Consider the following 12621-nt stretch of genomic DNA (forward strand, 5'->3'; position numbering starts at 1 on the left):
GCTTCCAAGCGCGGACCTCCAGCCAGGCCGGCTTGCGACCTCGCGTCATGACTTCGGACTTTGATCTCGCCACGATCGGAGGGCATACCGCCACGGTCGCACGAGTTTGGCGACACTGTATCCGTCGGAGCGTCAGGCGTCGAATGAACCGTTTCAGAAGCCGGGACCAATCCAAAGCCGTTGCGATCTGGCTGTTCTTCTGCGCCGCCATGGTGTTTTCCATGGTGGTCATCGGAGGCATCACCCGGCTGACAGGCTCAGGGCTCTCGATCACCGAATGGAAGCCGATCATGGGCGCGATCCCGCCGATGACGCCCGCCGATTGGAACGACGCCTTCGAAAAGTACAAGGCGATCCCGCAATACGCCCAGGTCAATGCCGGTATGTCGCTGGGCGAGTTCCAGGGCATCTTCTGGTGGGAGTGGCTGCACCGGCTGGTCGGGCGGCTGGTCGGCGCTGTGTTCGCCCTGCCATTCTTTGCCTTCCTCCTGTTCCGCCTGATGCCCGAGCGGTCGTTCTTCGGCCGGATGGCCATGCCGACGCGGCTCATCTGGCGCTGTGCGGTTCTGCTCGCCTTGGGCGGGCTTCAGGGACTGATCGGCTGGTGGATGGTGTCCTCGGGGCTCTCGGAACGGGTCGATGTCGCGCCGGAGCGGCTGGCGACCCATCTAGGGCTGGCGTTGCTGATCTTCGCCGGACTGATCTGGACGGGGCTGGAAGCCTGGTCGGGGGAAGAGCATTCGCGCTCGCCCGTCGGCTGGAGCCGAGGCGCGACAGTCCTGCTGGGCGCGGTCTTCGTCCAGTGCCTGCTGGGCGGCCTCGTAGCCGGGGCCAAGGCGGGCTTCATCTACACCGACTGGCCCTTGATGAATGGCGCGATCATCGCGCCGGTGGAGTGGGGTCTGGGCGGACTGGCCTTCCTGCACGACCACGCCCTCGTCCAGTTCAATCACCGGATCTTCGCTTATGGCCTGTTGATCGGCGGGACCGTCTACGCGGTCCAGGCCTGGCGCTGGCGGCTGGCCGAGGGACTGGGCGTCTCGGCCTTCCTGGTGGCCGGGGCGCTTTGGGTTCAGGCCGCGCTGGGCATCGTCACACTGATCAACGCCGTGCCCCTGTGGCTGGGCGGGCTGCATCAGGCTGGCGCCGCGGTCGTCCTCGCGCTCGCGACGGCCAATCTGTGGTTGGTTCGACGCTCTCAGCCCCGTCTTTTCATGTCGGGACCCCGCAGAACGCGGTGACTGTATGCGGTATTTTAATACCTCTGATATAAAGTTGTTTTAGATCAGTGGTTTAATGAGCATTGAGCGTTTCACGCAGCATTGACGCCTGTGGACCTTTCCCCTACTAGCGCGCCTTCGCTCGCTTCGGTCTGTCCGGCGCGACCCCGTTTCGCCTCCTGTCTTAGGAAACCTCACATGCTGAAGAGCACCACGGCTTCGCTGAAGCCGGCCGAGGTCGAGAAGAAGTGGATCCATATCGACGCCGAAGGCGTCGTCGTGGGCCGTCTCGCGACCTTCATCGCCATGCGCTTGCGTGGCAAGCACCTGCCGACCTACACCCCGCACGTCGACTCGGGCGACTACGTCGTCGTCACCAACGTCGACAAGGTCGTGTTCACGGGCAAGAAGAACACCGACAAGATCTACTATCGCCACACCGGTCACCCGGGCGGCGTCAAGTCGACGACTCCGCAGAAGGTCCTGGGCGGCCGCTTCCCCGAGCGCGTGCTCGAGAAGGCCGTCGAGCGCATGATGCCGAAGGAAAGCCCGCTGGCCCGCACGCAGATGACGCACCTGCGTCTGTTCGCCGGCTCGGCTCACAACCACGAAGCCCAGCAGCCCGAGACGATCGACTTCGCCGGCCGCTCGGCCAAGAACACCCGGAGCCTCTAAGCCATGACCGACGTCACGCAAGAAGCGACCGGCTTCGACGCCCTGAAGGGCCTCGGCGGTTCGACCGCGGAATCGGCTCCCGAATACGTCCAGAAGCTGGACGCCCAGGGCCGCGCCTACTCGACCGGCAAGCGCAAGAACGCCATCGCCCGCGTCTGGGTGAAGCCGGGTTCGGGCAAGATCACCGTCAACGGCAAGGACCTGAAGGCGTATTTCGCCCGTGAGATCCTGCAGATGATGGTCGCCCAGCCTCTGGAAGTCACCGACCGCATGACCCAGTTCGACGTGGTCTGCACGGTCGAGGGTTCGGGCCTGTCGGGCCAGGCCGGCGCCATCCGCCACGGCCTGTCGCACGCCCTGACGCACTACGAGCCCGGCCTACGCCCGGTCCTGAAGCCGCACGGCTTCCTGACCCGCGACAGCCGCGTCGTCGAGCGCAAGAAGTACGGCCGCGCCAAGGCCCGCCGTTCCTTCCAGTTCTCGAAGCGCTAGTCGCAACCGCGACTTGGAATACAAAGGCGCTCCGGGGATCACCCGGGGCGCCTTTTTCTTTTGGAGTTGGCTCATGTGGACCGCGGCGGCCCTCTTTGCTTCCGCCCTCGTAGTTGGCTGCACTTCGCAGTCCCACGACCTCCTCTGTTCTGCCGGTGATCTGCGCCTCAACGAGCGGGCGCGGATGGATGTCTATTTCACCTCTGGTGGCGTCCATGGCGGCAATCTCGCGGTCCCTACAGCGTGCCCCGACACGCCCCTTCTCATGGAGGCCGGGATGGCGACGGCCGATGAGCGCGCCGCGTTCTGGCGCCGCCTGCAATCCCTGCGGCCCACACGGGGATGGATACCGACGGGGCGAATGACCATCTCAGCGACGGTCAAGCTGGATCAGGATGGAATACCCCGCTTGGAAATTCATCAGGCGGACAATTTGGAGCAGGCGTACCCACCCGCTCCAATCGCAAATACGCTGCACCTCGATTCACAGAGTACCGCTCCATGACCCACACCATCTTCATCGACGGCGAGGCCGGGACCACGGGGCTGGAGATCCGGCAGCGGCTTGAGGGTCGTGCGGACCTGGAATTCATCTCCCTGACCGGCGACAGGCGTAAGGATCCCGCCGCGCGGGCCGAGGCGCTGAACGCCGCCGACGCCGTGATCCTGTGCCTGCCCGACGAGGCGGCGAAGGAGGCGGTAGCCATGATCGAGAATCGGGATGTCCGGGTCATCGACGCCTCGACCGCCTTCCGGGTCGCTACGGGCTGGACCTATGGCTTTCCCGAGATGGACGCGGTCCAGCGTGGCGAGATCTGCGGCTCGCGCCGGGTGTCAAACCCCGGCTGCTATCCGACCGGGTTCATCGGCCTGATGCGGCCGCTGGTGAAGGCTGGGCTCGTGCCCGCCGACTGGCCGGTGACGGTCAACGCCGTGTCGGGCTATTCCGGCGGCGGCAAGGCCATGATCGCCGAGTTCGAGGGCGGGCAGGGCGCTCCCGCCTACCGCGCCTACGGCCTGTCGCTGCAGCACAAGCATGTGCCGGAGATGACGAAGCACTCGGGCCTGAAGCGCGACGTCCTGTTCACCCCGGCCGTTGGCGCCTATCGCCAGGGAATGCTGGTCGAGGTTCCGCTACAGCTCGCCGCCCTGCCCGAGACGCCGTCGATCGACCGCCTGCACGGCTGCCTGGTCGAGGCCTATGACGGCTGCCGCTTCGTCGAGGTCGCTGGGCTGGACGAGACGGCGGCCATGACCGGACTGGATCCCGAGGGTTTGAACGGCACCAACTCGATGCGCCTGCATGTCTTCGGCCACCGCGACGGATCGCAGGCACGGCTGGTGGCCCTGCTCGACAACCTCGGCAAGGGGGCGTCCGGCGCGGCGGTGCAGAACCTCAACCTGATGCTGGGGCTGAACGAGGCGACCGGGCTGAGCTGATCCCCGCGTCGGCGTTGCGCCGGTTCCTCGCCTCGCTAGAGTGGCGACGGGGGATGGCATGACACGGGATCACTACACCGACCTGGACGGTATGCGCGGCATGCTGGCCTGCACCGTCATGCTGTTCCACTTCGGGCTGAACGGCCTGATCGAGAGGTTGACCCACGGAGCCGTGCACGGCGGCGAGTGGGGTCTGTGCGTCGATTTCTTCTTCGTCCTCAGCGGCTTTGTGCTGTGCGCGTCGTTCGAGCAGCGTCCGCCGACCGCGCGGGGCTATGTCATCAAGCGTGTCGCACGGCTGGCCCCGGTCCATCTGTTGACGCTGTTCGCCGTCCTCCTGATCGGCGGCGGATCGGCGTCGACCTGGGCGATCCTCAGCAATGTGACGATGGTGCACACTTTCGTCGATCAGCCCGCGATCAACTTTCCGGCCTGGAGCGTCGCCCCTGAGCTGTTCGTCCCCTTCCTCGCCGTGTTCCTCGCGCCCCGGCTTCTGGCGTTCGGACAAAGCACGACGCGAGTGCTGCTCGGCATCGGTCTTGTGGCCGGCATGATCCTCAACGTGCTGCTGATCACGGGACACGATGAGAGAGCGTTGCGTGGCGCGGTCGGCATCCTGACCGGGTTTGTCCTGTTCGCCCTCTATCGAAATATGGGCGCAGCGCCCCCGCGACCTTCGCTGTTCCTGACCGTGGTCGCCGGCCTGTTCCTCGTCATGGGCTTGTCCAGGACGGCGCCCGAGGTAATCCTGGCCTTCTATCCGCTGTCGTGCCTCGCCATCCTGTTGGGCGCCAGAACGAGGACCTTACTGTCATCGCCGCCGTTCCAGGCCCTCGGCGCCTGGTCCTACGGCATCTACCTCGTGCACATCCCGGTCCTGAGGGTCGCAGAGGTCTTCGCCTCCGAGCAGACGCTGGATGGAAACATCCCGATCAAGGCGGCGATGATCGCCGCCACCGTGGGCCTGGCCGCCCTTCTCTATGTGTCAGTGGAGAAGCCGATCATGCGGTGGGCGGCGGGCGTCGTTCAACGGGGCGGCACGGGCAGCCGAAACCATTTGAATCGGACCGACGTATAATCCGCCATGACCCAGCCCCTGATCCTGTCCCGCCGGATGCTGCTGCTCGGCGGCGCCGCCACGGCCCTCGCGGCCTGCTCCTCGCCGGGGCAGGCCGATGCGTCGGAGGCGCAGTACGCCAACTCGCCGTTCCGCCGTGTGACAGACGCCCAATGGCGGCAGCGCCTGCCGGCCGCGAGCTACAATGTCCTGCGCCACGAGGGCACGGAGCGGCCCTTCACCAGTCCCCTGAACGACGAGCATCGCGCGGGGACCTTCGTCTGCCGAGGCTGCGAGCTGCCGCTGTTCCAGTCGCGGACCAAATTCGACAGCGGCACTGGCTGGCCCAGCTTCTACGCGCCGATCGACGGGGCGCTGGGGACCAAGCAGGACTTCGCGATCGGCATCCCGAGGACGGAGTACCACTGCGCCCGCTGTCTGGGGCATCAGGGGCATGTGTTCGACGACGGACCGCGCCCGACCGGCAAACGCTACTGTAACAACGGCGTCTCGCTGAGCTTCAGGCCCGCCTAGCCTTCAGCGCGGACTCGACCGTCACCCCCGCAATCACCGAGGCGAGGATGACAAGAAGGCCGTAGTCGTGGCCGGTCCAGAGCAGGGGAATGGCCGCGAAGGCCATCACGATCATCGGAAACGCGCCGGCCCAGGCGGCTGTGGCGGGCGTGTCGAGATTGATCAATGGCGGCGTGATCCGCCCCGTCCTTCCAGCCATCATCCCGTTGCCGACGACGAAGGCGACGACGCATATCACCGCGATGATCGGGTATTTGACCGCGCCGCCGGGCTCGCCGAAGACGGCGCCGGTCACGATCAGCAGGCTCAGGGCGATGACGGTCGAGACCGCGAGCAGGAAGTTGGGCTCGATACGCTTCAAGACTTCACTTTCACATAGGAGCCGGGGGCCGGCTCGATGGGCTTCAACGGCCCCGTGTTCGGATCGCGAGCCGGGACCCAGTCGCCTGACTTGTCATGCAACCAGGCGGCCCAGTGGTTCCACCAACTGCCCGGATGTTCGGCCGCGCCCGCCTGCCATTCGGCCAGGGTGTCGGGCAGGTCGTCGTTGGTCCAGTGCTGGTATTTGTTCGCGCTCGGCGGGTTGATGACGCCCGCGATATGGCCGGAGCCCGCGAGCGTCAGGGTCACGGCCGCGTTCCTGAACGCCTTGGCCGAGCGATAGACCGAGTTCATGGGCGCGATATGGTCCTCCCGGCTGGCCTGGAAGTAGAGCGGGATCGTCACCTTCGACAGGTCGACCTTGACCCCGCCGATAGTGAACTGGCCCCGCGCCAGTTGGTTCTGGCCGTACATGGACCGCAGGTAGTCCATATGCAGCTTCTTGGGCATCCGCGTCTGGTCGGCGTTCCAGAACAGGAGGTCGAAGGCCGCAGGCGACTTGCCCATCAGATAGTTAGACACGAAGAACGACCAGATCAGGTCGTTGGCGCGAAGGGCGTTGAAGGTCTCCGCCATCGCCGCGCCGGGCAGGACGCCGCCGGCGGCGTCCATCTGCTGCTCGATCTCGTTCAGCCAGTGCTCGTCGGTGAACAGGAGCAGGTCGCCGGCCTCGGCGAAGTCGTGCTGGGCGGCGAAAAAGGTGGTGGCGGCGACACGCCCGTCCTTCTTCTCGGCCATGTGCGCCAGGGCCGCGCCCATCAGGGTGCCGCCGATGCAGTAGCCGACCGTGTTGACGGTCTTCGAGCCGGTCTGCTCCAGCGTCTTCTCGACGGCGCGATAGATGCCCTGTTCCAGATAGTCGTCGAAGCCGAACCCGGCCTTGTCGGTGTCGGGATTAACCCACGAACAGACGAAGACAGTGAAGCCCTGGGCCGACAGCCAGCGGATCAGCGAGTTCTCCGGCTGCAGGTCCATGATGTAGAATTTGTTGATCCAGGGCGGGAAGATCAGCAGCGGGACGGCCCGCTGAGTGTCCGTGGCGGCGTCGAACTGGATCAGTTCGAAAAGCTCGTCGCGCCAGACGACCTGACCGGGCGCTGTGGCGACGTTCTCGCCCACGACGAACTTGCCGTAGTCCGCCTGGCTGATCTTCAGTTTGCCCATGCCGCGTTCGAGGTCGGCGGCGAAATTCTGCATCCCCTTCACCAGCGATTCGCCGTTGGTCTCGGCCATGGCCTTGAGGGCCGCCGGGTTCGACGCAAGGAAGTTCGACGGCGAGAACGCGTCGGTCAGAAGCTTTGTGAAGAACTCGGCCCGGCGTTTGGTGCGCGGATCGACGTCCTCGACCGAGGAGACCAACCCGTTCATCCAGTCCGAGGTGACCAGATAGGACTGGCGCATGATGTCGAACATCGGGTTCTCGGACCAAGCCGGGTCCTTGAATCGCTTGTCCTTCGACGGTTGAGCCGCTTCCTCGCCCGACATCCGTCGGGTCGAGGTAGCCCACAGGTCCATGTAGCGGTTGAACAGATCGGCCTGGGCCGCGAACAACTTGTCCGGCCGCGAGGCGAGGCTGGTCATGACCGAGTTCATCGCGGGCCCGACATTGAACGGGTCGGGCGACAGGGCGGCGGGGCGATCGGCCTGACTTAGGGCGGCTTCGGCGATCGCCGACTGGGCCGTCATCGCGGCCTTCGCGAGGTTCAGCGAAAGGGTTTCCAGCATCTCCCGCTGCTGCTCGGCGCCGGCGAAGGCGAAGGGATGGTCGGCGGGCGGCGGGGTCGGATCGGGCGAGGGCGCGGCGGCCTTGGGCTCCGGGGCTGGGGCGGCTTCGGCGGCGACCGGCTCGACCGGCGCGGGCTTCGGCCTGGCCCCGCGCGGCTTGGCGGAGGTCGGGCGGCCGGACTTTCGCGGGGCCTTGGCGGCGGGCAGGGGCTCTGGCGGGGTCCGGGGTGTCTTGGCCATAAGGTCCTCTGCGCGCTTCCCTATTGAGGTCGGGCGTGTGCTCCGCCCTTCCGCCTGTCGTGATGATGGCATATGACCAGCCCCGAGATGAACGCGCATCAGGCGAAAAAGATAGTGGGAGGGCTGGCGGTCGCCGCCAGCCTGGTCGGGCTGGGCGGATGCGCGAGCGCGTTCAACCCGGAAACGGACGCCGCCTCGCCCGTCGCGCCCCGCGTCCAGGCCCTGGTGGACGCTAATCGCGAATACCCACGCTGGGAGGATTTCCCCCGTTCTTCCGAGCCTCTGCCGGAGCCGGTCGAGGTCGCCTCGCGCGTGGGCGCCCTGCGATCCAGCGGCTCCGATCTGGCTGCCGAGGCCGCGCGGATCGACTGGCAGCTCGGCGATCCAACCGCCTTCGCCGCTGAGGTGAACAGCCGCGTGGACGCCCAACAGATTTCACCCGTCACCGCCGAGACCCAAGCCGAGGTCGAGGCGTTCGCCCGCCGCACTCGCCAGCGCGGAACCGCTCCGCCGCCGGTGGACCGGGGTCCCGCGCCCCGCTGACCTCATTTCTATCGCCCGGTCGACAGAATCCGGGGATCATCTCGCCCTCTCAGGAGCATACACGCATGGCTGACACGGCCCCCTTCGCCTCGACCCTCGCCGCGGACGCCGCCATGGTCACCGAACTGGCCGCCATTGCGTCCTGGGCCCAGATCGGCCGCGGCGACGAGAAACACGCCGACCAGCTGGCTGTCGACGCCATGCGCACGGCGCTGAACAGCCTGGATATCGACGGCAAGATCGTCATCGGCGAGGGCGAGCGCGACGAGGCGCCCATGCTCTACATCGGCGAAAAGGTCGGCACCGGCAAAGGCCCGGCCATCGACATCGCCCTGGATCCGCTGGAAGGCACCACCCTGACGGCCAAGGCCATGGCCAACGCCCTGACGGTGCTGTCGATGTCGGCCGGCGGCGGCATGCTGCATGCCCCGGACACCTATATGGACAAGATCGCCATCGGGCCGGGCTATGCGCCGGGCACCGTCGATCTGGACATGAGCCCGCAGGACAACGTCCGTTCGCTGGCGGCCGCCAAGGGCGTGGATCCGCGCGACATCACCGTCTGCTGCATGGACCGCCCGCGCCACGAGGCTCTGATCGCGGCTCTGCGCGAGGTCGGCGCCCGCGTCATGCTGATCACCGACGGCGACGTGGCCGGCGTCATCCACACGGCGGAGCCGGAGACGGGCATCGACCTCTATCTGGGTTCGGGCGGCGCGCCGGAAGGCGTGCTGGCGGCTTCGGCTCTGAAGTGTGTCGGCGGCCACTTCCAGGGGCGTCTGCTGTTCCGCAACGACGACGAGCGCGCCCGCGCCCAGCGTACCGGCGTGACCGACTTCGACCGCAAATACGACCTGCACGAGCTGGTGTCGAAGGACGCCGTCTTCGCCGCCACCGGCGTGACCAAGGGCGCCATGCTGGACGGGGTGCAGATGGGGAACGGCTTCGTCACGACGCATACGCTGGTGATGGATTCCTCGACCCGCACCGTGCGCCGCATCCGCACGACCCGCCCGATCTGATGGCGGACGGAGCCCCAGCCGCCGGTCTCGCGCCGGGGTTCCTCGACGTCTCCCGTTCGCTCTCGGGCCGGGCCTGGCGACAGCGTCCGGCCGAGGCCTCGACCATCCGCGTCCACATGCAGACGCTCGGCCTGTCCGAGCCGCTGGCGCGGGCGCTGGCGTCGCGGGGCGTCGGACCGGACCAGGGCGCAGACTTCCTGGAGCCGACATTGAAGCGGCTGTTCCCCGATCCGTCGTCCTTCATGGACATGGACGCGGCGGCCGAGGCCATCGTCGCGTCGATCCAAGCCGGTGAGGCGGTGCACGTCTTCGCCGATTACGACGTAGACGGCGCCTCCAGCGCGGCGCTTCTGGTGCGCTGGTTCCGGGCCCTGGGCGCCGACCTGCCCATCTATGTTCCCGACCGGCTGACGGAGGGTTACGGCCCGAGCCCGCTCGCCTTCGACCGGCTGAAGGCGTCGGGCGCCGATCTCGTCATCACCGTGGACTGCGGCGCGGCGGCCAACGAGGCCATCGCTCATGCCTGCGCCATCGGGCTGAAGGTCGTCGTCATCGACCATCACATGATGCGCCAGGAACCGCCTCAGTGTCTGGCGGTCGTCAATCCGAACCGGCCGGGCGACACGTCGGGCCAAGGCAATCTGGCGGCGGCCGGGGTGGTCTTCGTCTTGTTGGCCGCCTTGAACCGAGAGGCTCGCACACGCGGACTGTTCGCGATGACGCCCGAGCCCGATATTCGCCAGTGGCTGGATCTGGCGGCGCTGGGCGCGATCTGCGACGTGACGGGCCTGACCGGCTTCAACCGCGCCCTCACTGGCCTGGGACTGAAGGTCATGTCGGGATGGGCCAATCCGGGCCTCAGGGCGCTGCTGGCCGTTGCGGGTAGCGCACCCGGCCCCGCCAAGTCGAATCACGCCGGCTTCATCCTGGGCCCACGAATCAATGCCGGCGGACGGATTGGCCGGGCCGATCTGGGCGCACGCCTGCTCTCGACAGACGACCCGCTCGAAGCCCAGGCTCTGGCCGAGGAACTGGACAGCCTGAACATCGCCCGCCGCGAGGTCGAGCGCGAGGTCGCCGAGACGGCGATCCGTCGCGTCGAAGCGACGGGCCAGCACACCGACGGCTCGGCCGTCGTGGTCGTGTCGGGCGAGGACTGGCACCCTGGCGTCGTCGGCATCGTCGCGGGCCGCCTACGCGAACGTTGGCGAAAGCCCGTCATCGTCATCGGCGTCGACGTCGTCGCGGGCGTCGGCAAGGGCTCCGGCCGCTCCCAGCCCGGCATGAACCTCGGCCGCGCGGTCCAGGCGGCCTGGCGCGAGGGCCTGCTTCTGGCCGGGGGAGGGCACGCCATGGCGGCGGGCCTGACCGTAAAACCGGACGGCATCGATGCTCTCAGGGACTTCCTCAACGCCGCCATGGCCGACGAACAGGTCGATGCCGAGGCCTTGGACTGGGTCGAGGTCGACGCCCTGATCGAACCCGGCGCGGCGACACGCGCCCTGTTGGAGGATTTCGAACGCCTCGCCCCCTTCGGTCCCGCCAATCCGGAGCCCCTGTTCGCCCTCGGCGGCGTGCAGGCGCGCGAGCCCGTGGCCATGAATGGCGGTCACGTCCGTTGCCGTCTGGTTGGGGCCGACGGGGCCTCGGTGAAGGCCATCGCCTGGCGCTGCGCCGACCTGCCGACGGGAAAGGCGCTGCTGTCGGGGCAGGGGGGTCTGAGTGTCGCGGGTCGTCTGAAGGCGGACGACTGGAACGGCCGCAAGGGCGTGCAATTCGAGATCGAGGACGTCGCCGATCCGCGTATGGCGACTTAGTTGGTTTCGGGTTCGTTTTGGCGCTTGCACCCCGAGGGGGCGTTGGCTATATCGCCGCTTCCCCGCGCAGCGGTCCCTTCGTCTATCGGTTAGGACGTCAGGTTTTCAACCTGAAAAGAGGGGTTCGACTCCCCTAGGGACTGCCACGCGGGGCATTCCATTCATTGCTGATCTTCGCCCCTCGCCGCCATTGCGACGCGCGGGTTCCTCTCGCGCCGCCGCGTTTGATCAGCGACGCCGTCTGATTTCGTTGCGCGTTCGACCCTCTGCGCGGTTGAAACCGGTGTTTTTGGATTTTCCCGCGTTCACAGAACCGTGTTAAACGTGACCGGTCTGCAGGGAGTGTGCGGACGGGGGGCTTCAAGTGTCTGACTTCGAGGGGCTGGACGCGACGGACACGGTCCGCATCGTCGGCCGAGTAAAATGGTTCGATGCCGGAAAGGGCTATGGGTTCATCGTGCCCGATGACCCAGCCCAGACCGAGGGCAAGGACGTCCTGCTGCACATCAGCGGCCTCCGGGACGGCGGCTGGGACTCGGCCGGCGAGGGCGCCCCCATCGATTGCGACTGCGCCCAGCGACCCAAAGGTTGGCAGGTGGTTCAGGTTCACGACCTGGGCGAAGGCGAGGTTGAGGCTTCTGCGCGGCGTTCCGCGTACGACAGCCTTCGTGCCGACGCCCGCGCCATTCGTGAACCCATGAACACTGCGACGACAGGCGACCTCGAGGCCGCAACGGTGAAATGGTTCAACCGCACCAAGGGTTACGGATTCGTGGTGCGCGCGACCGATCCGGGCGATATCTTCGTCCATATCGAGACCCTGCGTCGCTGCGGACTGGACGATCTGGTCCCCGGCGAGACGGTCGCGGTGCGATTCGCCGAAGGCCCCAAGGGCCTGGTGGTCGCGGAAATCAGACCGGGCGGCTGAAGAGTCGCCCCGAAAGGGCGGTCATGCTGTCGAGACTTTTCCTGATTGCCGGCGCCCTGGCGTTCGGCCTCGCCCTTTCCGCCTGCGCCAAGTCCGACGTCCCCGTGGATGCGGCCGGCAATCCGCTGGAGGAACTGAAGGTCGTCACGTCCTCGGGCGAGCATGAGCTCTGGGTCGAGATCGCCGACGACGAGCCCGAGCGCGAGCGCGGCCTGATGTACCGGCCGCCCCTGGCCGACGACCGCGGCATGCTGTTCGAGTTCCCGGATTCGGCCGAGCGGTCGTTCTGGATGCGCAACACGCCGAGCTCGCTGGACATCATCTACATCGACGGCACCGGCAAGATCGTCTCCATCGCCCACCACGCCACGCCCTATTCGGAAGCTCCGCTGCCGTCGAACGGGGCCGCGACCGGGGTCCTCGAGGTTCGCGCGGGCCTGACCGAACAGATTGGGGCCAAGCCGGGCGACACCATCGTCCACCCCTTCTTCAAGCCTTGAGCCAATCTTGCATTGCACAACGGCCCGGTTGCTGGCAGACCCCTCCG

At 67.0% G+C, this 12621-nt stretch carries 13 protein-coding genes and 1 tRNA gene; 12 read left to right on the forward strand and 2 right to left on the reverse strand.

All coding sequences use genetic code 11. The features are described 5' to 3' along the window. Positions 1 to 143: 143 nt before the first annotated feature. The 6 genes from O5O43_RS06590 to msrB all read left to right on the forward strand — a co-directional run bounded on the left by O5O43_RS06590 (position 144) and on the right by msrB (position 5418). Positions 144 to 1241: a COX15/CtaA family protein gene (locus O5O43_RS06590; RefSeq protein WP_271086107.1), complete on the forward strand. Its 1098-nt coding sequence runs from the start codon at positions 144 to 146 to the stop codon at positions 1239 to 1241. A 180-nt stretch (positions 1242 to 1421) separates the two neighbouring features. Beyond that, complete coding sequence (gene rplM / locus O5O43_RS06595) at positions 1422 to 1895, forward strand: 50S ribosomal protein L13 (RefSeq protein ID WP_271086403.1); 474 nt, start codon at positions 1422 to 1424, stop codon at positions 1893 to 1895. Between the two features lie 3 nt (positions 1896 to 1898). Next, complete coding sequence (gene rpsI / locus O5O43_RS06600) at positions 1899 to 2387, forward strand: 30S ribosomal protein S9 (RefSeq protein ID WP_271086108.1); 489 nt, start codon at positions 1899 to 1901, stop codon at positions 2385 to 2387. Positions 2388 to 2888: 501 nt separating this feature from the next. Further along, on the forward strand, positions 2889 to 3827 hold the full coding sequence (gene argC / locus O5O43_RS06605) for an N-acetyl-gamma-glutamyl-phosphate reductase (protein ID WP_271086109.1): 939 nt from the start codon (positions 2889 to 2891) through the stop codon (positions 3825 to 3827). Between the two features lie 58 nt (positions 3828 to 3885). Beyond that, complete coding sequence (locus O5O43_RS06610; protein ID WP_271086110.1) at positions 3886 to 4905, forward strand: acyltransferase; 1020 nt, start codon at positions 3886 to 3888, stop codon at positions 4903 to 4905. Positions 4906 to 4911: 6 nt separating this feature from the next. Beyond that, the gene (gene msrB, locus O5O43_RS06615; RefSeq protein WP_271086111.1) at positions 4912 to 5418 is read left to right on the forward strand and encodes a peptide-methionine (R)-S-oxide reductase MsrB; all 507 of its coding nucleotides are present in this window, start codon (positions 4912 to 4914) and stop codon (positions 5416 to 5418) included. On the opposite strand, the gene O5O43_RS06620 is transcribed toward msrB, so the two are convergent. Then, complete coding sequence (locus O5O43_RS06620; protein ID WP_271086112.1) at positions 5405 to 5779, reverse strand: hypothetical protein; 375 nt, start codon at positions 5777 to 5779, stop codon at positions 5405 to 5407. The genes msrB and O5O43_RS06620 overlap by 14 nt on opposite strands. Then, positions 5776 to 7764 (reverse strand): class I poly(R)-hydroxyalkanoic acid synthase, encoded by a 1989-nt coding sequence (gene phaC, locus O5O43_RS06625; RefSeq protein WP_271086113.1) that lies wholly within the window; start codon positions 7762 to 7764, stop codon positions 5776 to 5778. The genes O5O43_RS06620 and phaC overlap by 4 nt, the downstream gene beginning before the upstream one ends. A gap of 72 nt (positions 7765 to 7836) precedes the next feature. Between phaC and O5O43_RS06630 the strand changes: the two genes are divergently transcribed. The 6 genes from O5O43_RS06630 to O5O43_RS06655 all read left to right on the forward strand — a co-directional run bounded on the left by O5O43_RS06630 (position 7837) and on the right by O5O43_RS06655 (position 12574). Further along, on the forward strand, positions 7837 to 8307 hold the full coding sequence (locus O5O43_RS06630) for a hypothetical protein (protein WP_271086114.1): 471 nt from the start codon (positions 7837 to 7839) through the stop codon (positions 8305 to 8307). 65 nt (positions 8308 to 8372) lie between these two features. Continuing rightward, a complete protein-coding gene (gene glpX, locus O5O43_RS06635) occupies positions 8373 to 9329 on the forward strand; it encodes a class II fructose-bisphosphatase (RefSeq protein WP_271086115.1) in 957 nt (318 codons plus the stop codon). Then, positions 9329 to 11146: a single-stranded-DNA-specific exonuclease RecJ gene (gene recJ, locus O5O43_RS06640; RefSeq protein WP_271086116.1), complete on the forward strand. Its 1818-nt coding sequence runs from the start codon at positions 9329 to 9331 to the stop codon at positions 11144 to 11146. The genes glpX and recJ overlap by 1 nt, the downstream gene beginning before the upstream one ends. Positions 11147 to 11217: 71 nt before the next feature. Further along, positions 11218 to 11292, forward strand: a tRNA-Glu gene (locus O5O43_RS06645). A 218-nt stretch (positions 11293 to 11510) separates the two neighbouring features. Beyond that, positions 11511 to 12074: a cold-shock protein gene (locus O5O43_RS06650; RefSeq protein WP_271086117.1), complete on the forward strand. Its 564-nt coding sequence runs from the start codon at positions 11511 to 11513 to the stop codon at positions 12072 to 12074. 23 nt (positions 12075 to 12097) lie between these two features. Then, the gene (locus O5O43_RS06655; protein WP_271086118.1) at positions 12098 to 12574 is read left to right on the forward strand and encodes a DUF192 domain-containing protein; all 477 of its coding nucleotides are present in this window, start codon (positions 12098 to 12100) and stop codon (positions 12572 to 12574) included. Positions 12575 to 12621 lie beyond the last annotated feature (47 nt).

It is taken from the genome of Brevundimonas sp. NIBR11 (genome assembly GCF_027912535.1).
Lineage (GTDB): Bacteria > Pseudomonadota > Alphaproteobacteria > Caulobacterales > Caulobacteraceae > Brevundimonas.